The organism is Mycobacterium novum (assembly GCF_010726505.1).
Lineage (GTDB): Bacteria > Actinomycetota > Actinomycetes > Mycobacteriales > Mycobacteriaceae > Mycobacterium > Mycobacterium algericum.
In genome coordinates this window covers 3,872,582-3,897,394 of record NZ_AP022562.1, presented here as the reverse complement: position 1 = coordinate 3,897,394, position 24,813 = coordinate 3,872,582, and the positions used below count along the sequence as shown (strand labels likewise).

The 24,813-nt window shown below is 68.1% G+C and carries 25 protein-coding genes; 8 read left to right on the top strand and 17 right to left on the bottom strand.

What is annotated here, in order from left to right:
* Positions 1-2 precede the first annotated feature (2 nt).
* Both G6N19_RS18425 and G6N19_RS18420 read right to left on the bottom strand, forming a co-directional pair.
* Complete coding sequence (locus G6N19_RS18425) at positions 3-1,187, bottom strand: CaiB/BaiF CoA transferase family protein (RefSeq protein WP_041319913.1); 1,185 nt, start codon at positions 1,185-1,187, stop codon at positions 3-5.
* Positions 1,187-2,536 carry an LLM class flavin-dependent oxidoreductase gene (locus G6N19_RS18420; protein ID WP_083037418.1) on the bottom strand — a complete coding sequence of 450 codons (1,350 nt, stop codon included), beginning with the start codon at positions 2,534-2,536 and terminating at the stop codon, positions 1,187-1,189. Before G6N19_RS18420 ends, G6N19_RS18425 begins: the two co-directional genes overlap by 1 nt.
* Positions 2,537-2,604: 68 nt before the next feature.
* Between G6N19_RS18420 and G6N19_RS18415 the strand changes: the two genes are divergently transcribed.
* On the top strand, positions 2,605-3,261 hold the full coding sequence (locus G6N19_RS18415) for a GntR family transcriptional regulator (RefSeq protein WP_013829277.1): 657 nt from the start codon (positions 2,605-2,607) through the stop codon (positions 3,259-3,261).
* A gap of 55 nt (positions 3,262-3,316) precedes the next feature.
* On the opposite strand, the gene G6N19_RS18410 is transcribed toward G6N19_RS18415, so the two are convergent.
* Positions 3,317-4,669 (bottom strand): replication-associated recombination protein A, encoded by a 1,353-nt coding sequence (locus G6N19_RS18410; RefSeq protein WP_193374389.1) that lies wholly within the window; start codon positions 4,667-4,669, stop codon positions 3,317-3,319.
* Positions 4,670-4,750: 81 nt separating this feature from the next.
* On the opposite strand from G6N19_RS18410, the gene G6N19_RS18405 reads away from it, so the two are divergent.
* Entirely contained in the window at positions 4,751-6,217 is a 1,467-nt protein-coding gene (locus tag G6N19_RS18405) for an HNH endonuclease signature motif containing protein (protein ID WP_193466438.1), read from the top strand.
* A 10-nt stretch (positions 6,218-6,227) separates the two neighbouring features.
* Here the strand turns inward: G6N19_RS18405 and G6N19_RS18400 are convergent, their stop codons facing one another.
* Complete coding sequence (locus tag G6N19_RS18400) at positions 6,228-7,337, bottom strand: NDMA-dependent alcohol dehydrogenase (RefSeq protein ID WP_041318085.1); 1,110 nt, start codon at positions 7,335-7,337, stop codon at positions 6,228-6,230.
* A 41-nt stretch (positions 7,338-7,378) separates the two neighbouring features.
* Positions 7,379-8,218 carry a DUF3097 domain-containing protein gene (locus tag G6N19_RS18395; protein ID WP_013829283.1) on the bottom strand — a complete coding sequence of 280 codons (840 nt, stop codon included), beginning with the start codon at positions 8,216-8,218 and terminating at the stop codon, positions 7,379-7,381.
* A gap of 449 nt (positions 8,219-8,667) precedes the next feature.
* Here G6N19_RS18395 and G6N19_RS18390 point away from each other — a divergent pair, with 449 nt between their 5' ends.
* Positions 8,668-9,012 (top strand): transglycosylase family protein, encoded by a 345-nt coding sequence (locus G6N19_RS18390; RefSeq protein WP_013829284.1) that lies wholly within the window; start codon positions 8,668-8,670, stop codon positions 9,010-9,012.
* 6 nt (positions 9,013-9,018) lie between these two features.
* On the opposite strand, the gene G6N19_RS18385 is transcribed toward G6N19_RS18390, so the two are convergent.
* Together G6N19_RS18385 and aspS are read right to left on the bottom strand one after the other, a co-directional pair.
* Positions 9,019-9,426 (bottom strand): PaaI family thioesterase, encoded by a 408-nt coding sequence (locus G6N19_RS18385; RefSeq protein ID WP_193465399.1) that lies wholly within the window; start codon positions 9,424-9,426, stop codon positions 9,019-9,021.
* A gap of 42 nt (positions 9,427-9,468) precedes the next feature.
* Positions 9,469-11,238: an aspartate--tRNA ligase gene (gene aspS / locus G6N19_RS18380; RefSeq protein ID WP_013829286.1), complete on the bottom strand. Its 1,770-nt coding sequence runs from the start codon at positions 11,236-11,238 to the stop codon at positions 9,469-9,471.
* Between the two features lie 106 nt (positions 11,239-11,344).
* Between aspS and G6N19_RS18375 the strand changes: the two genes are divergently transcribed.
* Positions 11,345-12,436: a hypothetical protein gene (locus tag G6N19_RS18375; RefSeq protein WP_013829287.1), complete on the top strand. Its 1,092-nt coding sequence runs from the start codon at positions 11,345-11,347 to the stop codon at positions 12,434-12,436.
* A 90-nt stretch (positions 12,437-12,526) separates the two neighbouring features.
* On the opposite strand, the gene G6N19_RS18370 is transcribed toward G6N19_RS18375, so the two are convergent.
* The 4 genes from G6N19_RS18370 to G6N19_RS18355 form a co-directional block, all read right to left on the bottom strand.
* Positions 12,527-12,811: a WXG100 family type VII secretion target gene (locus tag G6N19_RS18370; protein WP_013827941.1), complete on the bottom strand. Its 285-nt coding sequence runs from the start codon at positions 12,809-12,811 to the stop codon at positions 12,527-12,529.
* A gap of 20 nt (positions 12,812-12,831) precedes the next feature.
* Positions 12,832-13,128 carry a WXG100 family type VII secretion target gene (locus G6N19_RS18365; RefSeq protein ID WP_013829288.1) on the bottom strand — a complete coding sequence of 99 codons (297 nt, stop codon included), beginning with the start codon at positions 13,126-13,128 and terminating at the stop codon, positions 12,832-12,834.
* Positions 13,129-13,209: 81 nt separating this feature from the next.
* On the bottom strand, positions 13,210-14,418 hold the full coding sequence (locus G6N19_RS18360) for a PPE family protein (RefSeq protein ID WP_232062427.1): 1,209 nt from the start codon (positions 14,416-14,418) through the stop codon (positions 13,210-13,212).
* Positions 14,419-14,432: 14 nt separating this feature from the next.
* Entirely contained in the window at positions 14,433-14,732 is a 300-nt protein-coding gene (locus tag G6N19_RS18355; RefSeq protein ID WP_041318091.1) for a PE family protein, read from the bottom strand.
* A 489-nt stretch (positions 14,733-15,221) separates the two neighbouring features.
* Between G6N19_RS18355 and ypfJ the strand changes: the two genes are divergently transcribed.
* Positions 15,222-16,097, top strand: coding sequence for a KPN_02809 family neutral zinc metallopeptidase (ypfJ, locus tag G6N19_RS18350; RefSeq protein WP_013829291.1), 876 nt, complete (start codon positions 15,222-15,224; stop codon positions 16,095-16,097).
* A 13-nt stretch (positions 16,098-16,110) separates the two neighbouring features.
* On the opposite strand, the gene G6N19_RS18345 is transcribed toward ypfJ, so the two are convergent.
* Positions 16,111-16,980 (bottom strand): dihydrodipicolinate synthase family protein, encoded by an 870-nt coding sequence (locus tag G6N19_RS18345; protein WP_013829292.1) that lies wholly within the window; start codon positions 16,978-16,980, stop codon positions 16,111-16,113.
* A gap of 18 nt (positions 16,981-16,998) precedes the next feature.
* A complete protein-coding gene (locus G6N19_RS18340) occupies positions 16,999-17,781 on the bottom strand; it encodes an aldolase (RefSeq protein ID WP_013829293.1) in 783 nt (260 codons plus the stop codon).
* Between the two features lie 83 nt (positions 17,782-17,864).
* Between G6N19_RS18340 and G6N19_RS18335 the strand changes: the two genes are divergently transcribed.
* Positions 17,865-18,398 (top strand): helix-turn-helix domain-containing protein, encoded by a 534-nt coding sequence (locus G6N19_RS18335; protein WP_041319921.1) that lies wholly within the window; start codon positions 17,865-17,867, stop codon positions 18,396-18,398.
* Positions 18,395-18,736 (top strand): gamma-glutamylcyclotransferase family protein, encoded by a 342-nt coding sequence (locus G6N19_RS18330; protein WP_013829295.1) that lies wholly within the window; start codon positions 18,395-18,397, stop codon positions 18,734-18,736. Before G6N19_RS18335 ends, G6N19_RS18330 begins: the two co-directional genes overlap by 4 nt.
* Positions 18,737-18,743: 7 nt before the next feature.
* Here G6N19_RS18330 and G6N19_RS21715 read toward each other — a convergent pair whose 3' ends face one another.
* The 3 genes from G6N19_RS21715 to G6N19_RS18315 all read right to left on the bottom strand — a co-directional run bounded on the left by G6N19_RS21715 (position 18,744) and on the right by G6N19_RS18315 (position 21,319).
* Complete coding sequence (locus tag G6N19_RS21715; protein WP_109559451.1) at positions 18,744-19,301, bottom strand: hypothetical protein; 558 nt, start codon at positions 19,299-19,301, stop codon at positions 18,744-18,746.
* 81 nt (positions 19,302-19,382) lie between these two features.
* On the bottom strand, positions 19,383-20,645 hold the full coding sequence (hisS, locus tag G6N19_RS18320) for a histidine--tRNA ligase (RefSeq protein ID WP_013829297.1): 1,263 nt from the start codon (positions 20,643-20,645) through the stop codon (positions 19,383-19,385).
* Positions 20,642-21,319, bottom strand: coding sequence for an MBL fold metallo-hydrolase (locus G6N19_RS18315; protein WP_041319923.1), 678 nt, complete (start codon positions 21,317-21,319; stop codon positions 20,642-20,644). Before G6N19_RS18315 ends, hisS begins: the two co-directional genes overlap by 4 nt.
* A 110-nt stretch (positions 21,320-21,429) precedes the next feature.
* On the opposite strand from G6N19_RS18315, the gene G6N19_RS18310 reads away from it, so the two are divergent.
* On the top strand, positions 21,430-22,305 hold the full coding sequence (locus G6N19_RS18310; protein WP_193465398.1) for a peptidylprolyl isomerase: 876 nt from the start codon (positions 21,430-21,432) through the stop codon (positions 22,303-22,305).
* Positions 22,306-22,409: 104 nt separating this feature from the next.
* Here G6N19_RS18310 and G6N19_RS18305 read toward each other — a convergent pair whose 3' ends face one another.
* The gene (locus G6N19_RS18305) at positions 22,410-24,734 is read right to left on the bottom strand and encodes a RelA/SpoT family protein (RefSeq protein ID WP_041319925.1); all 2,325 of its coding nucleotides are present in this window, start codon (positions 24,732-24,734) and stop codon (positions 22,410-22,412) included.
* Positions 24,735-24,813 lie beyond the last annotated feature (79 nt).

The window sequence follows — 24,813 nt, the reverse complement described above, 5'->3', positions numbered from 1 at the left end:
AATTACAGCACGCCGCGGGCGTGCAGGCCGTCGATGTCGGATGGACTCAGGTCGAGGAGTTCGCGATAGACCTCGGCGTTGTGCTCGCCCAGTTGCGGCCCGAGGTGCTCGACGCGACCTTCGGTGTCGGAGAACCGCGGCACCGGGGCCTGGACGGTCATGGCGCCGAGTTCGTCGTCGCCCACCTTGACGAACACCGCGCGGTGGGCAAGCTGCTCGTCGGCGACCAGGTCGGTGATGTCGTAGACCGCGGCGGCCGCAACCTGTTCGGTGTCGAAGACGCCCATGGCCTCGTCCAGGGTCTTGGTCGCCACCCAGTCGGCGACCACCCGGTCGACTTCGTGGGCCCGGGCCAGCCGGCGCTGCGGATCAGAGAAGTCGGCGTCATCGACCAGATCGGCGCGCCCGATCGCCCGGAACACCCGCAGCGCCAACGCCGGTGAGCTGCCCGACATGGCCAGCCAGCGACCGTCTTTGGTGCGGTAGGTGTTGCGGGGTGCGGAGATATCCCAGCGGTTGCCGGCCCTCGTGGGCACCAACCCGAGCTGGTCGTAGCCGAGCAGGGTCTGCTCCAGCAGCCGGGCCAGCGGGTCGATGAGGTTGACGTCGATCAGCTGACCGGCGGCCCCGTGCACGTCACGGTGATACAGCGCCATCATCACCGCATAGGCGGCATTGAGCGACGCCACCCCGTCGGCAAGCATGAACGGCGGCAGGGTGGGCGGCCCGCCGGCCTCGCCGGTGATGTTGGCGAAGCCGCTCATCGCCTCCCCGAGCGTGCCGAAGCCGGGCCGTTCGCTCTTCGGGCCGGACAGGCCGTAGCCGGTGATGTGCAGCATCACGATGCGATCGTTGACCGCACGCAGCGCCTCGTAGTCGAGCCCCCAGCCGCGCAGCGTGGCCGGCCGGGTGTTGACGATCACCACGTCGGCATGCGCCACCAGCTTGCGGACCAGCTCCTGTCCCTCGGGCACCCGCAGGTTCGCGGTGACCGATCGCTTGTTGCGCGACACCGACTTCCACATCAGCCCGACGCCGTCGCGCTGGTGGCCCCAACCGCGGATCGGGTCGCCGGACCCGGGCTGCTCGACCTTGATCACATCGGCGCCGAATTCGCCGAGATAGGTCGCCACCAGCGGCGCCGCGGCCAGTGTCGCCAGGTCGAGCACCCGGATCCCGTGCAGCATCATGCCGCGGTCAGACCCGGCCGGGCCAGACCCAGGTGCTCGCGCAATGTGGCGCCGCGGTACTCGGTGCGGAACAGCCCGCGCCGCTGCAACTCCGGGACCACCATGCGCACCACGTCCTCATAGGCCCCCGGTGAATGCGTTGCCGCCAGCACGAATCCGTCACAGGCGCCGCCGTGGAACCACTCCTCCATCTGGTCGGCGACCTGGGTTCCAGTGCCGACGAAGCGCGGGCCCTGCAGCAGGGTGGCGCGGTGCCCGGCCAGATCACGCAGCGTGATGTCGTCGCCGATGTGGGCGCGCAGGTTCTGTACCAGCCCGCGGATGCCCGAGACCGAGGTGATCAGGTCGTCGGTGATCGGTTCGTCCAGGTGGTGCTGGGCGAAGTCGTAGTTCATCAGCTCGGAGAGCAGTGTCAGCGAGGCCATCGGGTCGACCAGGTCGTTGAGGAAGACCTGCTCGCGGTGCTTGGCGTGGTCCTCGGACTCGCCCACCACGGCGTAGGCCATCGGGCACAGTTTCACCGAGGCCGGGTCGCGTCCGGCGTCGGCGATGCGCTGCTTCTGATCGGCGTAGTGACTGCGGGCCACCTCGAGTCCCGGATCCCCGGTGAAGATCAGATCCGCCCAGCGGGAGGCGAATTCGCGGCCCCTGCCGGACGAGCCGGCCTGGATGATTACCGGCCGGCCCTGCGGGGTGCGCGGCACGGTCAGCGGACCGCGCACCGAGAAATACTCGCCTTCGTGCCGCAGCTCGTGCACCTTGTCCGGGTCGGCGTAGAAACCGCGGGCACGGTCGGCCACGATCGCGTCGTCCTCCCAGGTGTCCCATAATCCGGCCACCACGTCGAGGAACTCGTCGGCGCGGTCGTAGCGCTCGTCGTGGCTGAGATGACTTGTCAGGCCGTGGTTCTGCGCTTCACCGTCGTTGACGGAGGTGACCACGTTCCACGCCGCGCGCCCCGCCGACAGGTGATCGAGGGTGGCGAAGGTGCGTGCGACGTGAAACGGCGCGTAGTAGGTGGTGGAGTACGTCGCGCCCAACCCGATCCGCGAGGTGGCCTGAGCCAGCACGCCGAGCACGGTCGACAGATCCAGCTTCACCGGCCGCGCCCCGTAGCGCACCGCGTCGGCGACCGCTCCGCCGTAGATGGCCGGCATGGCCAGTCGGTCGTCGAAGAACATCAGATCGAAGCAGCCCTCCTCGAGCTGCCGGCCGATCTTGGCGTAGTAGGAGGCGTCGAGATAGCCGTGTTCGGTGGCGGGGTGGCGCCACGACCCGGCGTACACCGAGGCGTTGCCGGCTTGCATGAAGGCGACAAGCGCCATCTGGTCGGTTCGGGAAGTCATAATTGATATCTACCATCTGATATATCAGATATCAACGTTTAGATTTTGTGATGTGTACCATTCCTGCCGTGACGGCCAACAATGTCGACATCGGGGGCACGGTGCGCGAGCGCGCCGCCCGTGAGCTGCGCAACCGGATCCTCACCGGCGAGCTGGCCCCCGGCACCCGGCTTGACCTCGACGCCATCACCGCGGAGTTCGCCACCAGCCGCACCCCCGTTCGCGAGGCGCTGCTCGAGCTGTCCTACGAGGGGCTGGTGCAGGTCGCTCCCCGCAGCGGCGTCACGGTGATCGGGATCCGCCCCGAGGACGTGCTGGACAGCTTCACCATCCTGGGCGTGCTGACCGGCCAGGCCGCAGCATGGGCCGCCGAGCGCCTCACCCCCGACGACGTCGCGCACCTGCGGACATTGGCCGCCGATGTCGAAGCGCTACGCGGCTCTGATCGCATCGGCGACGCGAACTGGCAGTTCCACCAGGAGATTCACCGGGCCGCCCACTCGCCGCAACTGCTGATACAGATCCGGCATGCCGCGCGGGTGGTGCCGACCAACTTCCTCACGGTGTTTCCCGAGCACGAACACCATTCACTCGAGGATCACCAGAAGCTGGTCGCCGCACTGGCCGAGCGCGACGGCGAGGCGGCTCGTGCCATCGCCGAGCGGCACGTCCTGGACGCCGGGCGCTCGCTGGCCGACTGGCTCGGCCAGACCGCCGCCGGCTGACACCGCGTGTTTGCCGGCCATCCACCGTGGCGGGCCGGCGCCGGTCGCCGCGGGCTCAGCCCCGGCGGCGAATGATCGCCCGCAACTTCTGTAGGCGCCCGCCGATCTCGCGCTCGACGCCCCGCGCAGTGGGCTGGTAGTAGTCGGCGCCGACCAGATCATCGGGCGGGTACTGTTGTGGCACAACACCATCAGGGTGGTCGTGGGCGTAGCGGTAGCCGACCGCGTTGCCCAGCGCCTGCGCCCCCGAATAGTGCCCGTCGCGCAGGTGCGCGGGCACCGCCCCGGCCTTACCGGCTTTGATATCGGCCATCGCCGCACCCAGCGCGGTGGTCACCGCGTTGGATTTCGGCGCCGTCGCCAGGTGCACGGTGGCATGCGCGAGCGTGAGCTGAGCTTCGGGCATGCCGATCAGCGCCACGGTCTGCGCGGCGGCGACCGCGGTGGGCAGCGCGGTCGGGTCGGCCATCCCGATGTCCTCGCTGGCCAGGATCATCAGCCGCCGGGCGATGAACCGCGGATCCTCCCCCGCGGTCAGCATCCGGGCCAGGTAGTGCAGCGCGGCATCGACGTCGGAGCCGCGCACGCTCTTGATGAACGCGCTGATCACGTCGTAGTGCTGGTCGCCGTCGCGGTCGTAGCGCACCGCAGCCTGGTCCAGGGAGGCTTCCACAGTTTCGACGGTGACCTGGTGGCCCTCAGCCACCCCTTCAGCGGCAACCTCCAGAGCGGTCAGGGCACGGCGGGCGTCCCCGGCGGCCAGCCGCACCAGCAGGTCGACGGCCTCGGGCGCCACCTCGACCCGCCCGCCCAGCCCGCGCTCATCGGCGATGGCGCGGCCCACCACGGCGGCGATGTCCTCGGGGCCCAAGGGGCGCAGTTGCAGGATCAGCGACCTGCTCAGCAGCGGGGCGACCACCGAGAACGACGGGTTCTCGGTGGTGGCGGCCACCAGCAGCACCACCCGGTTCTCGACGGCGGCCAGCAGTGCGTCCTGCTGGGTCTTGGAGAACCGGTGCACCTCATCGATGAACAGCACGGTCTGCTCGCCGTAGGCCGCCGCGCGTCGGGCGGTGTCGATGACGGCGCGTACCTCTTTGACCCCGGCGCTCAGCGCCGACAGCGCCTCGAAGCGGCGGCCGGTGGCCCCGGAGATCAACGAGGCCAGCGTGGTCTTGCCGGTACCGGGGGGGCCGTAGAGGATGACCGACGCCGCACCCGAACCGTCCACCAGCCGGCGCAGCGGGGAACCCGGGCCCAGCAGATGGTCCTGGCCGACCACCTCGTCGAGCGAGGCCGGGCGCATCCGCACCGCCAACGGCGTGGGGGTGCCAGCGCCGGGCCCGGAGAATTCGGGCGCCGGAGCGCCGGTCAGGTCGAACAGGCCGTCGGACACGCCTTCAGGCATACCACGCGCGGCTCGGATCCGGCGCCAGCCGGGTGCCGGATGTTCGGCCGGATGTCAGCCTGCTCCGGTATACTCGCACACATGTTCGATTGCAGCGCATCAACGCAGGCCACCGAGGCTTTTCGGGGGATCGACGATGCGGCTGTGGCCGGGGCGATCACGGCTGCCTCGCGGGAACAGAACGCGGCATGTGCACGCGAGTTGGCCGCGATCGGGGAGCTGTATACGCGCCGCGCGCCCGAGCAGGACATCGATCGCGCAAACTGGGCCGTCGACGGGCATGCCAATGTGGTCGCCGAGGTCTCGGCGGCGTTGGGCATCAGTCGCGGCCGCGCCCGCGGGCTGCTGCGGTACGCAATCGACTTGCGCGAGCGACTGCCGCGAGTGGCGGAGGTTTTTGCCCGCGGCGACATCGACTTTCGGCTGATGGCAGCGGTGGTGAGCCGCACCGAACTGGTGGAAGATCCGGAGCTGGTCGCCAAGTTGGATGCCGCAGTGGCCAAACATGCCCACAGATGGATGCGGCTGTCGAAACCCAAACTCATCGAGCGCATCGATATGTGGGTGGCCCGGTTCGATCCGGCCGGCCGGCGCATGCCCAATCAGAACGACGACGATCGCTATGTCGAGATTGGGCCGGTGGACTCCGGTTTGGCAGGAATCTGGGCGCAACTGCGCGCCCCGGACGGGGCAGCACTGGATCGCAAACTCGACGCGTTGGCGGCCACGGTGTGCCGTAATGATCCGCGCACCAAACGGGAGCGGCGGGCTGATGCGTTCGGGACACTTGCCGCTGGATTGGACGCGATGCGCTGCGAATGCGGCTCCCCCGACTGCCCGGCCGCCTGTCGCTCAGCGGGCACCGATGTGGTCATCCATGTGCTCGCCGAGCAGGGAACCCTCACCGGTGACACGAAAGCCCCCGGCTATCTTCCCGGCTACGGCCCGATTCCGGCCACCGCGTTGCGCAAGATGGCCGCCACCGCCAAACTCAAGCCGCTGCCGATCCCGTCTGCCGATCCAGAGCTCGGTTATCGCCCCTCGGTCGCATTGGCCGAATTCGTGCGCATACGCGATCTCACGTGCCGGTTCCCCAACTGCGATGAACCGGCTGCGGTGTGCCAGATCGACCACACCGTGCCCTATCCGGTGGGCCCCACCCATCCGTCAAATCTCAAGCTGCTGTGCGTTTTTCATCACCTTTTGAAGACCTTCTACACCGGTGTGGGCGGCTGGGCGGATCGCCAACAGCCTGATGGCACCGTGACCTGGACCGCACCCAGTGGTCAGACCTACACCACCATCCCGACCGGGAGCATCTTCTTTCCCGTCTTGTCCACCCCCACCGGGAGACTGGTGCTGCCCGACCGGGTCCCAGCGCCCGACACCGTGCGGGGAGTGATGATGCCGCGCCGCCAACGGCCTCGCGCGGCTGAACACCGCTACCGCATCACCTGGGAACGACGCATCAATGAGGAGCGTCTGGCCCAAGAACACCAGAAACGTGCGGCCGAACGTACCCGAAACGACGAACCGCCGCCGTTCTGAGCGAACCGGCTCAGCGGTGCACGATCACCCCGCGGATGTTCTTGCCGTCGCGCAGATCCTGGTAGCCCTCGTTGACCTGCTCCAGGGTGTAGCGGCGGGTGACCAACTCGTCGAGCTTGAGTTTGCCGGCGTCGTAGAGGCGCAGCAGCCGCACGATGTCGTACTGCGGGTTGGCCCCGCCGAACAGGGTGCCCTTGATGGTCTTGCCGAACAGCGCGAGCTGCGACCCCGAGATGTGCACGTCGAGGCTCTCCAGCTTCGCCAGCGCGGCGATCACCACGGTGCCGCCCTTGCCGATGGTGTTGAACGCCGCGGTGGTGACGGCCTCGTCCAGATCGCCGACGGTGATCAGCGCCTGATCGGCCATCTGACCCCAAGTGAGCTCGGCGACCGTGACCATCGCCTCCTCGGCGGTGGCGAAGGCGTGGGTGGCGCCCAGCTTGAGCGCGGTCTCGCGCTTGAACTCCACCGGGTCGACCGCGACGACGTACTTGGCACCGGCGTGGGCGGCGCCCTGCACCGCGTTGATGCCGACCCCGCCGACGCCGTAGACCACCACGGTGTCCCCGGCGCGCACCCCACCGTCGTAGTTGGCGCTCGCCCAGCCGGTGGGCACCCCGCAGCCGACCAGCACCGCGGTCTGAAGCGGTAGCCAGTCGTCGACTTTGACCACCGAGTGCTGCGAGACGGTCGCGCGCTCGGCGAAGGTGCCCAGCATGCAGAAGCCGCCGTAATCGGTGCCGCCGGAATGAAATCGGAAGGTGCCGTCGGGCATGCAGCCCTCCAGGATGGTCGCCCCCATGTCGCACAGGTTCTGCCGGCCGGTCGAGCAGTACCGGCAGGTTCCGCAGCTGGGGATGAAGCAGCACACCACGTGATCGCCGGGGGCGACCTTGGTGACACCGGGACCGACGTCTTCGATGATGCCGGAGCCCTCGTGTCCGCCAACGATCGGGAATCGCGCGGGCCAGTCGCCGTCGGCCAGGTGCAGATCCGAATGACACAGCCCGGCGGCGGTGAATTTGATCAGCACCTCGCCCGGCCCTGGCCCGTCCAGATCCAGCTCCATGATCTCGAACGGCTGGTTGGGCGCATGAGCCACGGCAGCAATTGTTTTCATGGGTGTCATCCAACCGCTCCGGTTGACCGCGGTGACCCGATTCAGCCGGATTGCGTCACAAAGTCGATCAGCTCTTCGACCCGGCCGATCAGCTCCGGCTCCAGGTCGGTCCAGTCGCGCACCCGGCCGCGGATGCGCTGCCACGCCGCGGCGATGTCGGCCTGTCCGTTGTGCGGCCAGCCCAGGGCGGCGCAGATACCGTGTTTCCACTCGATGCTGCGCGGGATGGTCGGCCAGTTCCGCAAGCCGAGCCGCCCGGGCTTCACCGCCTGCCAGATGTCGACGTAGGGGTGGCCGACGATCAGGGTGTGCGCACCGCCCGGCCCGCGGCGTACCGCCTCGGCGATGCGGGTCTCCTTCGAACCCGATACCAGGTGGTCGACCAGCACGCCGAGCCGCCTCCCGGGGCCCGGCTGGAATTCGGCCACGATGCCGGCCAGGTCGTCGATGCCACCGAGGTATTCGACGACGACGCCCTCGATGCGCAGATCGTCGCCCCAGACCTGTTCGACGAGCTCGGCGTCGTGGCGACCCTCGACGTAGATCCGGCTGGCCAGCGCCACTCTGGCGCGCGCGCCCGGTACCGCCACCGAGCCCGACGCGGTGCGAGCGGGCGCTTGAGGTGCGGCCGGTCGCGGCTCGGTGAGGATCACCGGCTTGCCGTCGATCAGGTAGCCGGGCCCGAGCGGGAAGCCGCGGGTGCGGCCATGCCGATCCTCCAGCTCGATGCGGCCGTATTCGACACGCGTCACGGCGCCGACGTAACCGGTCTGGGCGTCTTCGACGACCATGCCGCGCTGCACCGGCACCTCGGTGGAACGGATCTTGCGGGCGCTGTGCGGGTTGTCGGCGAGGATGTCGGTTCCATAGCGGTCGGCCACCCGAGGCAGCCTAGGGCCGCCGACCCCGCCGCGGGGCGAACCGGCCGCGCGATTCCGACGACTTTTTCGGCGGGGTTGCGCCACGAGGCCCTGCGAACGCCGCCAGTCACTTCTGCCACTTAAGCAACAATTGCCTCAGAAACAACAATAGTCACTCAAAATAGTCTTAATTTCTAAGAGATCTCTCGCAACATACGTATCAATAACAACAGCGTTAACTCTAGCCACTCTAAATGACTACTACATCAGCTAATGACACCAATCCCATTTGCATCTTTAGCTATTCAAAATGTGCAATTTCATCATTTATCGCGTTATGCTCGTAAACCTCACTGATAGACAACTATCACGGAGGTTGTGATATGCACCGGAACACGGCACGGCGTGTCGTGCAGTTCGGTAGTCGGCGTCTCGCGTGGGCCGCGTCCGGGCTGATCACCGGGGGGATCATGGGCGGACTACTGGCGCCGGCAGGTGTCGCCCGCGCCGACAGCAACATGTTGATGGGTTGGGACGCCGTCGCCCAATGCGAATCGGGCGGCAACTGGGCCGCCGACACCGGCAACGGCTTCTACGGCGGGCTGCAGTTCAAACCGTCGACGTGGCGCGCATTCGGTGGTGTCGGACTGCCGTCGAAGGCGTCGCGCGAAGAACAGATCGCCGTCGCCAACCGGGTGCTCGATGAACAGGGACCGTATGCCTGGCCGAAATGCGGTCCCGGCAAGGTATTCCCGTCGTCGGTGAAGGGCTGGGTGCCGCCGGCGATGCGCCAGTTGCTCAAGCCGTTCTGGTGAGCCCGGCTACTTCGGTGCCAACACCGCCTGGGTCTGGGTGACCCGGGCGACCAGTTTGCCGTTGTCGTCGGTCAGGTCGGTCTGCACCACGATCGTGGTCCGTCCGACGTGCAGCGGAAGGCTGGTCGCGGTGACGGTGCCGTCGCGGACCGCGCGGAAGAAATTGGTTTTCGATTCGATGGTCGAGGTGCTGGCGCCCTGCGGCAAGTTGGCGACCGCGCACACCGCACCGACGGTGTCGGCGAACGCCATCAGCGCTCCCCCATGCAGGATTCCCGCGGTGGTGCAGCGTTCCGGCGCCCACGCCATGGTGGCGGTCACCTGCTGCGGTGTCAGGTCGGTGACGTCGATCTGGAGGGCCGACGCGAACGGCATGCTGGAGACCACCAGCCGGGCGAACTCAACCGAATCCATGCCCGATAGCCTTGCCGACACCGTTGCCGATGTCTACCGGCCTCAGCGCGGCTGGGGCGGCACGTCCATCCCGGATTCCTTGCGCTGCGCCGCGGTGATCGGCGCCGGGGCGTCGGTCAGCGGGTCGATGCCACCACCGGACTTCGGGAACGCGATGACCTCGCGGATCGAGTCGACGCCGGCCAGCAACGCCACCACCCGGTCCCAGCCGAACGCCAGCCCGCCGTGCGGCGGTGCACCGAAACTGAAGGCGTCCAACAGGAATCCGAATTTCTCGTTCGCCGCCGCCTCATCGATCCCCATCACCTTGAAGACCTGCTGCTGGACGTCGCGGCGGTGGATACGGATCGAGCCGCCGCCGATCTCGTTGCCGTTGCACACCACGTCGTAGGCGTCGGCCAGCACCGCACCCGGGTCGGATTCCACGCTGTCGGCGTGTTCGGGCTTGGGCGAGGTGAACGCATGGTGCACCGCGGTCCATGCCCCGGAGCCCACGGCGACGTCTCCGGCGGCGGTGGCGTCGTCGGCGGGCTCGAACAGCGGCGGGTCCACCACCCAGGTGAACGCCCAGGCGTCCGGGTCGATCAGGTCGAGCCGGCGGGCGATCTCGCCGCGGGCCGCGCCCAGCAGCGCCCGGGACGGTTTGGCAAGCCCCGCCGCGAAGAAGATGCAGTCGCCCGGAGCGGCCCCGACGTGTCCGGCCAGTCCGGCGCGTTCGGCATCGGTGAGGTTCTTGGCCACCGGTCCGGACAGTTCGCCGTCCTGGCCGACCAGCACATAGGCCAGGCCCTTGGCCCCGCGCTGCTTGGCCCACTCCTGCCAGCCGTCCAGCGTGCGCCGCGGCTGTGATGCCCCGCCCGGCATCACCACCGCACCCACGTACGGGGCCTGGAAGACCCGGAAGGTGGTGTCTTTGAAGAACGCGGTGCACTCCACCAGTTCCAGACCGAACCGCAGGTCGGGTTTGTCGGAGCCGAACCGGCGCATCGCGTCGGCGTAGGTCATCCGCGGCAGCGGGGTCGGCAGGTCATAGCCGATCAACGCCCACAGCGCCGTGAGCACCTGTTCGGCGATGCCGATCACGTCCTCGGCGTCGACGAAGCTCATCTCCAGGTCCAGCTGGGTGAACTCCGGCTGCCGGTCGGCGCGGAAGTCCTCGTCGCGGTAGCAGCGGGCGATCTGATAGTAGCGTTCCATCCCGGCCACCATCAGCAGCTGCTTGAACAGCTGCGGGCTCTGCGGCAGCGCGTAGAACGAGCCGGGCTGCAGCCGCGCCGGCACCAGGAAGTCACGCGCGCCCTCCGGGGTGGAACGGGTCAGCGTGGGGGTCTCGATCTCGACGAAGCCGTGCTCGCCCAACACCGTTCGGGCCGCTGCGTTGACTCTCGACCGCAGCCGCAGCGCGGCCCCGGGGCCGTTCTCACGGCGCAGATCCAGGTAGCGGTGCCGCAGCCGTGCCTCTTCGCCGACCGGTTCGTCGAGCTGGAACGGCAGCGGTGCCGCTTCGTTGAGGACCGTCAGCTCCGACGCGTTGACTTCGATGGCGCCGGTGGGCAGGTCGGGGTTCGCGTTGCCTTCGGGGCGGACTTCGACGGCACCGGTGACCGCGACGCAGAATTCGGCGCGTAGCCGGTGGGCCTGCTCCAGCACCGCCGGGTCGCGAAACACCACCTGCGCCACCCCGGAGGCGTCCCGCAGGTCGATGAAGATGACCCCGCCGTGGTCGCGTCGGCGTGCCACCCAGCCGGCAAGGGTGACACTGCGCCCGGCGTCGGTGGCCCGCAATGAGCCGGCGTCGTGGCTGCGCAGCACTAAAACCCCCTGGTTTGAGGACGGTCAGGTAACGGTTCGACGGTGGCCAAGTCTAGAGGCATCGCTGCCCTGCCCCGCGCCGCCCGGTGCTTTAAGCTGGCTCACTGTGACCAACGGGACCGATGACGTCGACTTCGACTACGACTACGAGGACGACGAGGAAGTCGCCACCCCAAAGCAGTCCAACAGCCTCAAATGGGGGCTGGCCGCCGTGGTGGTGCTGGCCGTGGTCGCTCTGGTGCTGGTCGCGGTGGTGCTGCTGGGCGGGGACCCTGGCAAGGGTTCGATGGCTGACGGCGGGAGTTCCAGCCGCAATGCGGCCGCCTCGGGCATCGCCAGCGCGGACGACACCGGCCCGGTGGCGATCATCATGAGCGACCCCAGTTGCACCGCGTGGGGGTCGATCAGCAGCAACCTGTCCAACACGCTGTCGCTGCTCGGGCATGGCAAATGGAATGAGCGCGATCAGTCGATCCCGGCCTCGGCGTGGAACGACGAACAGAAGAAGGAGTACCTGGCCGCCGGGCAGGTGGTGCGTAACGCCGCCGCGCAGACCGTCGGGCTGGTGAAGCTCACCCCGCACCGGGTGATGCGCGAGCTCTACGAGCAGTTCATTGCCTATGCCCGCGCGTTCGTGGAGCACATTCCCACCTACACCGAACGCGACGCCGCGCTGGCCGGTACCGCGCACAGCGCGGCCTCGGCGCTGGCGGCGATCTGCGCGGCCGCCAACAACGGATCGGCGGCCACCCGCGCGCCGCTGGTCGAGGCACAGTCCGCGCCCACCAAGACCGCCCCACCGGGGAACCCCACCAACCCGCAGCGCTACCTGACCGGGCCCAACCCGGTCTGCGCCGATTGGAAAGCGGCACTGGACAAATTCGGCGCCGACACCGCCGAATGGACGGAGATCGACCCGAGCATCCCGGGAACCTATTGGAATCCCCAGCAGAAGGCGATCAACCTGGCGGTCGGCCCGGTGATGATCAGCCTGGCCAACAAGATGCAGCAGCTGGGTCGCCGCAGCAACAACCCCACCCTCCAGGATTTCGCGGAGCTGTCCGCGCAGTACCGGCGGGCGTTCGTGCTGGCGCTGCCGACCTACGACCCGTCGGACAACTACCTGGCCAACGCCGCGACCTTCATCTCCACCACGGTGCTGGGCGGGTGCGCCTCGATAGCGGTGGCCGGGCGGTAACCCGCCCGGCGCGCTGAACCGACCTCTCTAACGCCAAGAACCGGCGCAGCCCGCAGGCTGCACCGGTTCTCGGCTGTGTTCTGGCTTGGATCAGGCCCAGCTGGAGCCCACCGAGGCGTCGGTGTTGGCCATGTTGTTGCCGGCGGTCTGCACCTTCTGACCGTGGGCGTTGGCCTGCTCGTAGATCACCGCGAAATTGCGGCCCAACTGCGCCACGAACTCCTGGCAGGCCACCGAACCGGCGCCACCCCAGAAATCCCCGGCCGCCAACACGTCATGCACGATCGCCTGGTGCTCGGCCTCCAACGAGGCAGCCTGAGCACGGATCAACGCACCGTGGGCATTCACATCACCGAACTGGTAATTGATCGACATAGTTGCTCTCCTTGGCCCTTCTAGCTCGACAGGATCTGCTGGGAAGCAGCTTCCTGCTGCTCGTAGTGGTTGGCGTCACGGATCAACCCATCGCGCACCCCGTGCAGCATGTTCACGATGTTGCGAAACGCCGTCTGCATCTGACCCATGGTGTCCAGGGAGCGCATCGACGCCGCCCCACTCCAGCCCGCACCGGCGATGTTCTGCGACGACGCCCACATCCGGCGCGCCTCATCCTCCACCGTCTGCGCGTGAACGTCGAAACGCCCCGCCATCGCCCGCATCGCATCCGGGTCGGTCATAAAACGAGTTGCCATGAAAATCTCTCCTTCTTGCTCGGAATTCGTTGTGGTGCCGGGCGGCGGCCCGGCGGACACGTGTGGTTCAGGCCCCTTCCGTTACCCGCCGGCCGGCGAACGGGGCATAACTTTGGGGGCTTTGGCGGCGACTGCGCCGAGTCCGCGTCCGGCCATCGCACCCATCAGCGCGTTGCCGAACGGACCGCCCGGCAGCCCGGACGATCCCGACATCGTCTGAATGGGAGCGCTCACCGTGGTGGACGGCAGCACCGGTGCGGCACGAACCATGCCGTCGGCGGCCATCGACCAGGCTTGCGGCACCTTCAGCGCGCCCATCGAAGCGGCCTGGCCGAGCTTGGCGGAGATGGCGTTGGTCGCCGAGCTGAAGTGGCCGGCCAGTACGCCGACCGCGCCCTGCAGCTTGTCGTTGACGAAGTCGCCGATCTGGGTCATCAGGGTGCCGGTGCCGGCCGCGCCGGCGGACTGGCCGGCCAGCGCGCCCGTGCCGCCCATCGCGCCCATCCGGGCCATCTGCATGAGCAGCATCGGCAGGATTCGCGCCGCCATCATGGCGGGCATGCTCATCGTGTTGATGGGCGACATCACCTGGCTCAGCTGGGTGGCGAGCAGGGTCTCGTCGATGCCGGTGGTCGGGATGCCCATCGAATCCATGATCCCGCCGATCGTCGACAGGTTGTATCCCGGGTTGACGGGCGGGGTCCCGCCGTCACCGGGGATGGGCGCTCCGGTGGAGGTGTCCGCGGCCGAGCCCGGTTGCGTCGCCTGAGCAGAGTTCGGCGGCGCCGACTGGGCCTGCAGCAGGTTGTTGTTGGCTTGGGCCGACATGTTATAGGTGTCCATCGCGGCGCCGTCCTGCGCCCACATCGCTTCGTACTGGGCTTCGGTCGCCGCGATCGCCGGGGTGTTCTGCCCGAAGAAGTTGGTCGAGATCAACGCCATGAGCATGGCCCGGTTCGCCGCGATCACCGGCGGCGGCACCGAACCGGACCTGGCCGCTTCGAACAGCGCGGCCGCCTGACTGGCCAACGCAGCGTTCTGGGTGGCGTTGGCCGACGCCTGCTGTAGCCAGGCCACATAGGGCGCAACCGACGAGGACGCCGCAGCCGACCCCATACCCGTCCAGGTCGAGGTCAGATTGGTGACCACCGAATGCGTCGCCGTCGCCGACGTCGACAACTCGGCGGCCAGATTGGCCCAAGCCGTCGCCGCCTCCAGCAGAGGCGCCGAACCCGGCCCGGTATATATCAAGCCGGAGTTGATCTCCGGCGGGAACATACTGAAGCTCATTGACGCGCCTCGACTCAGCCGGCCGACGCAGCGTTGGCGGCCTCAGTGAGGGCGTAGGCGTTGGAGTTCCCGCTGAGGGTGGCCACGATCTGCTGGTGAACAGCCGCAGCCTGGGCGCTGACCTGCTGGAACAGCTGAGCGTGGGTGGCGAATTGGGCAGCAGTCATCGCCGAGACCATGTCGGCGGCGGGCGGCACCACACCGGTGGTGGGAGCGGCCGCGGCAGCCAAGCCCGCGGTCATAGAGTCACCGATTCCCGACAGGCTGCCCGCAGCCGCCGTCAGAACCTCCGGCTGAGCGGTTACGAATGACATCTTTCCTCCTGGAACCTGAAGCGATGTGGTGTTACGCGATCGAAGTCTGGGTCAGTAGTTGACGCACGTCACTCTAGCCGACGTCGTCTAATAACGATCTGATAAAGCTGTGGCTGCCGATGCCAGCGAGAGCCCCGGCCATGTGCCATACCAGGGGGTAACAACACGAGCTGACGCGTTCACCGGGCAGACGACCTCTCCGTAAATCTGCGGCATAAGGCTGTGGCGGCCGTTGCGGGTGTGGTCCCACCGCAGCCGGAAGCAGAACGTAACACCGGCACCACCGCCCCGTACAGCACCGCGACAAACATTCAGTAAAGGTTTGGGAACCGGTCAGCCAAGATCGTCTTTGGTTAACGAACTCCCTGGATTCGCCACGGTAACCGGGCTCAACCCACCCGGCTGCCCGTGCGGGTATGCAAAGCTAAGGATGCTCACAAGGCGGCCGGCCGGTGACCAGGAACCTACGGAAATTCCACGGAGCGTGCGATGACCTTCAACGAAGGTATGCAGATTGATACCAGCACCACCTCATCTGGCGGGGGCGGCCGTGGGATCGCCATCGGCGGTGGTGTCGCCGGGCTGGTGATCATGGTGGTGGCGCTGCTGCTCGGGGCGGATCCCGGCGACGTGCTCAGCCAGCAGCCGGTGGATCGCGGGCAGTACACCGCGCCGGGGTTCGACCTCAGCAAGTGCCGCACCGGTGAGGACGCCAACAGGTACGTGCAGTGCCGGGTGGTGGCGACCGCCAACTCGGTCGACGCGGTGTGGTCGGAGCTGCTACCCGGTTACAGCCGTCCGCAGGTGCAGTTGTTCAGCGGCCAGACCTCCACCGCCTGCGGAGCGGCCACCAGTGCCGTCGGGCCGTTCTATTGCCCGGGCGACCAGACCGCCTATTTCGACACCGATTTCTTCCAGGTGCTCGTCGACCAGTTCGGCTCCAGCAGCGGGCCGCTGGCCCAGGAGTATGTGGTGGCCCACGAGTTCGGCCACCACGTGCAGAACCTCCGCGGCGTGCTCGGCCGGGCCCAGCATGGTGCGCAGGGCGCGACCGGCGCCGGGGTGCGCACTGAGCTGCAGGCCGACTGCTACGCCGGGGTGTGGGCGCATTACGCCGCGGTGACCAAGCAGAAGAGCACCGGGGTTCCGTTCCTCAAGCCGCTGACCGACGACGACATCCGCGACGCGCTGTCCGCGGCATCGTCGGTGGGTGACGACCGCATCCAGGAGGCCGCGACCGGCCGCGTCAACCCGGAGTCCTGGACGCACGGCGCATCGGCCCAGCGGCAGCACTGGTTCACCGTCGGCTACCAGACCGGGGACCCCAACCAGTGCGACACCTTCGCCGCAGCCGACCTGGGTTAGCGGCAGCTCCGGGTCAGCCGAGCAGGCTGCGCAACTCGGCGCGGCCCGACTCGTCGAGCGGCAACAGTGGGCGCCGCGGCGCACCGGCCGGCACCCCGAGCAGCTCCAGGCCGGCCTTGACCGTGGTCGCCAGCCCGCCCGCCACGATGAACGTCAGCAGCGGCTTCAGGTCGTCGTAGAGTGCCTGCGCGGCGTCGAGGTCGCCCGCGGTGACCGCGGTATAGAGGTCCAGGCACGGCTTGGCACGCAGGTTGGGGGCCGCGGTGCACCAGCCGGCCGCTCCGGCGCGCAGCGCGTCGAGGACCAGCGGGTTGCTGCCGTTGAAGAACGGCAGCCGCCCGTCGGAGAGCTCGGCGATGCGCAGCATCCGGGTCAGATCACCGGTGGACTCCTTGACCATGGTGACGTGCTCGATGTCCTCGAACATCCCCACCAACAGCTCGGGGCTCATGTCCACTCCCGAGGTGGCCGGGTTGTTGTAGGCGACGATGTCGATGTCGACGGCGCCGGACACCGCCGCGTAGTGCGTGGTGATCTCCAGCTCGGAGAGCTTCCAGTAGGACACCGGCGCGACCATCACCGCGTCGGCACCGGCCTGCGCGGCGTAGCGGGCGCGGCGCACCGTCGTCGCGGTGGTCAGGTCCGAGACCCCGACCAGCACCGGCAACCGCCCGGCCACCGCCGCGACGGAGGCGTCGACGACGGTGTCGAACTCGCGTTCGTTGAGGTAGGCGAGCTCACCGGTGCTGCCCAATGGAGCGATGGCATGCACACCGGCGTCGACGAGGCGGTCGATGACGGCGGACAACACCGCGGTGTCGATACCGTCGTCGGCGAACGGTGTGATCGGGTAGCCGATGATGCCGTGCAAGGGTGCTGCCACGAACTGCTCCTTTGGTTATCAGGTGATCGCGTCGGGGTGGCCGGCCAGCGCCCGTCGGGCGTAGTAGGCGAAATTGGCGACGCTGCGGTTGGGCAGCAGGGTCCAGTCGTGGGCTTCGCGGGCCAGCCTTTCGGGGAGTTCCTTGATGGTGCCGGCGGCCATGGCGGCCAGTTGCAGCGCGGCGGCGCGTTCGATCAGCACCGCCAGCGAGCACGCCTCCTCGACGCTGGCACCGGCCACGATCTGACCGTGGTGCGCCAACAGGATCGCCTTTTTGTCGCCCAGGGCCTGCGAGATGATCTCGCCTTCCTCATTGCCGACCGGAACCCCGGGCCAGGTCGGCAGGAACGCGCAGTCGTCGTAGAGCGGAGTGGTGTCCATGTGCGAGATGACCAGTGGGGTCTCCAGCATCGACAGGGCGGCCACATGGAATGGGTGGGTGTGCACGATGCACTGCACGTCGGGGCGCACCCGGTAGATCCAGCTGTGGAATCGGTTGGCGGGGTTGGCCATTCCCTCGCCTTGCAGGACGTTGAGGTCTTCGTCGACGAGCAACAGGTTGTCTTGCGTGATCTCGTCGAAGCCCAAGCCGAGCCGCTGGGTGTAGTAGGTGCCGGGCGCCTCCGCGCGGGCGGTGATCTGCCCGGCCAGCCCCGAGTCGTGACCGCGGTCGAACAGCGCCCGGCAGGTCAGCGCCAGTTTCTGGCGGATGGACCAGCTGTCCTGCCCGACATTCGCCGCGAAGCGCCGTTCCGCCTGCTCCATCAGATCGGACTTGGAGTCGTCGAACGTGCTGGCCATGGCAGCTCCTCGGTAGGCAGCAGATGACACAACCGTAGTCGATAGGACACCTTGTGTCATACCGTTGTGTCATCATGTCCAGCATGACGGCACTGTTGCGTAACGTCCGCAAGCAGCGAGGACTCACCCTCGAGGGCCTCGCCGAGCGGACCGGGCTGACCAAGAGTTACCTGTCCAAGATCGAACGCAGCCGCAGCACGCCGTCGATCGCGACGGCCATCAAGGTGGCCCGGGCGCTGGATGTCGATGTGGCACAACTGTTCGCCGAACGCGGTGACGAGGACAACATTGCCGTCGACCGCGCCGCCGACCGCAGCGCCGATCGGCAACGCTATCGGGCGATCGCCTCGGGCATGCTGGGAAAAACGATGTCCCCGTTCGTGCTACGTCCCGGCGCTACCCGAACCTCCCACCCGCTGCGCTCGCAGCATGGCGGCCAGGAATTCGTGTTCGTCCACTCCGGCACCGTCGAGCTGGCATACGGCGATGAGAGCTGGACCCTGGCGGCCGGCGACAGCGCCTACTTCGACGCCTCGGTCAGTCACCGCATCCGTGCCGTGGGCGGCGAACCCGCCGAGGTCGTCGTCGTGACCACCGACGGAACCGGCGCGCGGTGAACACCGAACTGCTGTTCTCCTACGGCACCTTGCGGCTGCCCGAGGTACAGCGCAACACCTTCGGACGCGAACTCGACGGCCGGCCCGACGCCATCATCGGCTACGACCTGGACTACGTGACGATCACCGACCCCGAGGTGGTGGCGCTCAGCGGCAGCGACCGCCACCCGATCCTGCGCCCGTCGGCGGCGCCCGACGCAGCGGTCAGCGGCACGGTATTCGCCATCAGCACCGCCGAACTGGCCGCCGCCGACGACTACGAAGTCGACGCCTACCGACGGATCTCGGTCCCGCTGCGCTCCGGCGCGCGGGCGTGGGTCTACGTCTTCGCCGAGTGAGCCGGCATCACCACGGCCGGGTCGAGCAGGTCACCCCGCTGCCACCCTGTTGGGAGACCACCACTTCACCGTCAACGGCGATCTCGCAGTGGAACTCGGGGTTGATCCGCAATCCCCCGCTGGCGGTGACCAGCGCCCACTGGCCCGGGTCGGCCAGTGTCGCGGTGTAGACCAGTGGTTGTCCGCCGCCGATCGGCACGCGGACGGTCTCCAGATACTCCGAGGAGTTGGCGTTGTAGGCCGCCATGCTCGGCGGGTCGGTCTTGATGTAGGAGATGTTGCCGGTCAGGTCGCTGGTGGCGGTGATGGTGTAGGTGACCTCGTGGCCCCCGGTCGTGCCCTTCGCCGGGGTCTCCCCCGCCTTCGGGGCCTCGCCCGCCGCCTTCGGGGCCTCACCCGAGGGTTCGGGCGCATTCTCCGCCGGGGCAGGCGCCGGCGATTCCGCCGAAGAATCCGTCGAGGGCGTCGGCTCCGCCAGTGACGTCGCCGGGCCGGCCAGCACTCCGGCCACCGCCGCAAGCAGCGTCGCGCCGAGTACGGCTGTCACATTCCGCATGGTCGTCATACCGCGTCACGGTACCGGAGTGCCAGAAGTGCCAGATGAGCGTTTGTCGACTCGGGACCTAAAGCGATCTGCGGGCGGTCCTCAACGCGGCAGCCGCCGCAGGACTTCGTCGACCACGCCGTCGATCGGCACATCATGCTGTTCGCCGGTGGCCAGATTCTTGACGCCGACGGTGCCGGCTTCCAGGTCGCGGTCCCCGGCCACCAGTGCCAGCACGGCGCCGGAGCGGTCGGCGGCGCGCATCGCGCCCTTGAGCCCGCGGTCACCGTAGGCCAGATCCACCCGTACCCCGGCGGCGCGCAGTTGGCCGGCCAGCACCGCCAGTCGAAGTTTGGCCGCCTCGGACAGTCCCACCCCGAACACGTCGCAGCGGGCGGTCGCGCCGACGGCCTTGCCCTCGGCGGCCAGCGCCAGCAGCGTGCGGTCCACCCCGAGCCCGAAGCCGATCCCGGACAGGTCCTGCCCGCCGAGTTGGCGCATCAGTCCGTCGTAGCGGCCGCCGCCGCCGATCCCCGATTGCGCGCCGAGCCCGTCATGAACGAACTCGAAGGTGGTCTTGGTGTAGTAGTCCAAACCGCGCACCATGCGTGGGTTGATCTCGTACCGCACGCCCAGGGCGTTCAGGTGTGCCAGCACCGTGTCGAAATGCGCTTTGGCCCCGGTTGAGAGGTGGTCGAGCATCAGCGGGGCGTCCGCGGTCATCTCTTTGATCTCCGCGCGCTTGTCGTCGAGCACCCGCAGCGGGTTGAGCTGGGCGCGCCGTCGAGTCTCCTCGTCGAGGTCGAGGCCGAATAGGAACTGCTGCAACAACTCTCGGTAAGCCGGCCGGCAGGTGTCGTCACCGAGCGAGGTGATCTCCAGCCGGAAGCCGTCCAAGCCCAGCGAACGGAAACCGGCATCGGCGACCGCGATCACCTCGGCGTCCAGCGCCGGATCGTCGACCCCGATGGCCTCCACCCCGACCTGCTGCAGTTGCCGGTACCGGCCGGCCTGCGGACGCTCGTAGCGGAAGAACGGCCCCGCGTAGCACAGCTTGACCGGCAGTTGACCGCGGTCCAGCCCATGCTCGATCACCGCGCGCACCACCCCGGCGGTGCCCTCGGGGCGCAGCGTCACCGACCGGTTGCCGCGATCGGCAAAGGTGTACATCTCCTTGGAGACCACGTCGGTGGACTCCCCCACTCCGCGGGCGAACAGCGCGGTGTCCTCGAAGATCGGCAGCTCGATGTCGCCGTAGCCGGCACGGCGGGCCGCCGTCAACAATCCGTCGCGCACCGCGACGAAGCCCGCCGAAGCGGGCGGCACGTAATCGGGCACCCCCTTGGGGGCGGCAAAGGTGCTCACGCGCTCAGCCCTTCCAGGAACGGGTTGAACCGGCGTTCGGCGCCGATGGTGGTGGTGGGTCCGTGGCCGGGCAGCACCACGGTGGCGTCGTCGAGGCACAGCAGCTTGTCGACGATCGAGTTCATCAGATCGCGGCCGCTACCGCCGGGCAGGTCGGTGCGCCCGACCGAGTTCTGGAACAGGGTGTCCCCGCTGAACACCACCTCGGTGGCGTCACCGTCGACCCGGAAGACCACCGAACCGCGGGTATGCCCGGGAGTGAAATCGACGGTGACCGTGGTGTCGCCCAGGCCGATCTTGTCCCCGTCGCGATCCAGTTCGACCAGCTGTTTGGGTTCGGAGAACATCACCTTGCTCAAGACGCCGAACAGCGCCTGGCCCGGCAGCGTGCCCAGAGACCGCAGTGGATCGGTGAGCATGAAGCGGTCCTCGGGGTGGATGTAGGTCGGGCAGCCATAGGTGTCGGAGACCTTCTGCGCCGACCAGATGTGGTCGATGTGGCCGTGGGTGAGCAGCACCGCCGACGGCGTCAGCCGATTCTCGTCGAGGATGTGGCGCAGCCGGGACATCGCGCGCTGCCCAGGGTCGACGACGATCGCGTCGGCGCCTTGCCGCTGCGCCACGACGTAGCAGTTGCACGCCAGCATTCCGGCGGGGAATCCGGTGACCAACACGTGCACCAGTTTCCCATTGCGCGCCGTTGCGGCATGGACGTGGGCGGTGCTGGCAGACTTTGGCAGACTGTAGAGCCGACTCACCCGCAAGCCAGGGAGGTATTCCGGCGGTGTCCACGAACGAAGAACGGCGCGCCCAGGCCAAGCGCAAGCTGGACGAACAGGTGCAGCAGCGCGCCGAGGCGGCACGCAAGCAGCGCCGGATACTGATGATCGCCGGCGCGGTGGTGGCCGTGGCGCTGCTGGCCGGCGTGGTGTTCGTGGTGCTGCGCGACGACGGCGATACCGGCAACATCAACGCCGTCCCGACCTCGGAGACCTCCGACGCTCCCGCGCCGTCCCCCGGCGAGCCCGGTCAGCTGCCGAAGTTCACCGCCTCGCCCACCCTGGGCGCCGACTGCCAGTACCCCAAAGCCCGTCCGGCCAGCAAGCCGGTCGAGCCGCCACGCTCCGGAAAGGTCCCGACCGAGCCGGCTGAGGTCAGCGTGTCGATGATGACCGATCAGGGCCCCATCGGGCTGATGCTCGACAACGCCCAATCACCCTGCACGGTCAACAGTTTCATCAGCCTGGGCGCCAAGGATTTCTTCGCCGACACCCAGTGCCACCGGTTGACGACGTCTCCGATGCTGAGTGTGCTGCAGTGCGGCGACCCGGCCGGCGACGGCACCGGGGGCCCGGGCTATGAGTTCGCCAACGAATACCCGACCGACCAGTACGCGCCGAACGACCCGGCCGCGCAGCAACCGGTGCGCTACCCGCGCGGCACCCTCGCGATGGCCAACGCCGGGCCGGGCACCAACGGCAGTCAGTTCTTCCTGGTCTATCAGGACTCGATGCTGCCGCCGCAGTACACGGTGTTCGGCACGATTCAGCAGGACGGGCTGGACACGCTGGACAAGATCGCCGCGGGCGGCGTCCAGGGCGGCGGCACCGACGGCCCGCCGGCCACCAAGGTGACCATCAAGTCCATCCGCGCCGACTAATCCCCCGCGAGCAGTCGCGAAAGCCCCCTTTGACGGGTGTTTTTGGGGGCTTTCGTTGGGGGCACCTCCCGCTTGCGGGGGACTGCTCGCGCCAAGAAACGCAGCTAGGCCGCCGAGGTCACCCGGTAGACGTCGTAGACGCCCTCGACGTTGCGCACCACGTTGAGCAGATGCCCGAGATGCTTCGGGTCGCCCATCTCGAAGGTGAACCGGCTGATCGCCACCCGGTCCCGCGACGTGGTGACCGAGGCCGACAATATGTTGACCTTCTCGTCGGCGAGCACCTTGGTCACGTCCGACAGCAGTCGGTGCCGGTCGAGCGCCTCGACCTGGATGGCCACCAGGAACACCGACGACGGCGACGGCGCCCACTTGACCTCGATGATCCGCTCGGCCTGCTGCCGCAGCGCGTCGGCGTTGGTGCAGTCGGTGCGATGCACCGACACCCCGCCGCCGCGGGTGACAAAGCCCATGATCTCGTCGCCAGGCACCGGGGTACAGCACTTGGCCAGCTTGGTCAGCACCCCGGAGGCACCGGGCACCGCGACACCGACGTCGTCGGTGTGCCGCTCGCGGCGCGGGATCGTCAGCGGGGTGGAGCGCTCAGCAAGGTCCTCCTCGGCCTGATCCACCCCACCGAGTTGGGCCACCAGCCGCTGCACCACGTGGTGCGCCGAGATGTGGTTCTCCCCGACCGCGGTGTAGAGCGCGGACACGTCGCTGTAGTGCAATTCGCGGGCCACCGCGACCATCGACTCACCGCTGATCAGCCGCTGCAGCGGCAACCCCATCCGGCGCACCTCGCGCGCGATCGCGTCCTTACCGGATTCCAGCGCCTCCTCGCGGCGCTCCTTGGCGAACCACTGCCGGATCTTGGCCTTGGCCCGCGGCGACACCACGAACTGCTGCCAGTCCCGGGACGGACCGGCGTTCTGGGCCTTGGAGGTGAAAACCTCGACCACTTCCCCGTTTTCCAGCTTGCGCTCCAGCGCCACCAGCCGGCCGTTGACCCGGGCCCCGATGCAGCGATGACCGACCTCGGTGTGCACGGCGTAAGCGAAGTCCACCGGGGTCGAGCCATTGGGCAGCGTGATCACGTCACCCTTCGGCGTGAAGACGAAGATCTCCTTGACAGCCAGGTCGTAGCGCAACGACTCGAGGAACTCGCCGGGGTCGGCGGCTTCCCGCTGCCAGTCCAGCAACTGGCGCATCCAGGCCATGTCGTCGATCTCGGCGGCCGCGTTCGGATGCGGAACACCGTTGCGGCCCTTGGCCTCCTTGTAGCGCCAGTGCGCGGCGATGCCGTATTCGGCGGTGCGGTGCATCTCCCGGGTACGGATCTGGATCTCCAGCGGCTTGCCCTCCGGGCCGATCACCGTGGTGTGCAGCGACTGGTAGACGCCGTAGCGGGGCTGGGCGATGTAGTCCTTGAACCGGCCGGCCATCGGCTGCCACAGCGAGTGCACCACACCGACCGCGGCGTAGCAGTCCCGGATCTCGTCGCACAGGATTCGCAGGCCCACCAGGTCGTAGATGTCGTCGAAGTCGCGGCCCCGCACGATCATCTTCTGATAGATCGACCAGTAGTGCTTGGGCCGGCCTTCGACGTTCGCGGCGATCTTCGACTTCGCCAGCGTGTTGATGATCTCGGTGCGCACTTTGGCCAGATAGGTGTCGCGTGACGGCGCCCGGTCGGCCACCAGCCGCACGATCTCCTCATACTTCTTCGGGTGCAGGATCGCGAAAGACAGATCCTCGAGCTCCCATTTGACCGTGGCCATACCCAACCGGTGTGCCAGCGGCGCAATCACTTCCAGCGTCTCGCGGGCTTTGCGGGCCTGCTTCTCCGGCGGCAGGAAGCGGATGGTCCGCATGTTGTGCAGCCGATCGGCGACCTTGATCACCAGCACCCGCGGGTCGCGCGCCATCGCGATCACCATCTTGCGGATGGTCTCGGCTTCGGCGGCAGTGCCCAGCACCACCTTGTCGAGCTTGGTCACCCCGTCGACCAGGTGGGCGACTTCGTCGCCGAACTCCCCGGCGAGCGCCTCCAGGGTGTAGCCGGTGTCTTCGACGGTGTCGTGCAACAGTGCGGCCACCAGCGTGGTGGTGTCCATCCCCAGCTCCGCCAGGATGGTGGCCACCGCCAGCGGGTGGGTGATGTAGGGGTCCCCGGAGTGCCGCAGCTGGGTGGCGTGCCGTTGTTCGGCGACCTCGTAGGCGCGTTGCAGCAACGCCAGGTTCGCCTTCGGGTAGAACTGCCGGTGCACTGCGACCAGTGGTTCCAGCACCGGGCTGAGCGCGCCGCGCTGGGCGGTGATCCGGCGGGCGATCCTGGCCCGTACCCGCCGGGAGGCACTGGTGGGCACCTTGAGCAGATCGGTGCGCTCAGTGGGCGAGTCCTGGTCCGGCGGCTGGAAGACCGCCACCGGCTGGCCGCCCTCCTGCTCACGCCGCTCGACCTCGAAGCCCTCCTCAGAGCCCACGTCGCTCACCTCCGACCACGAG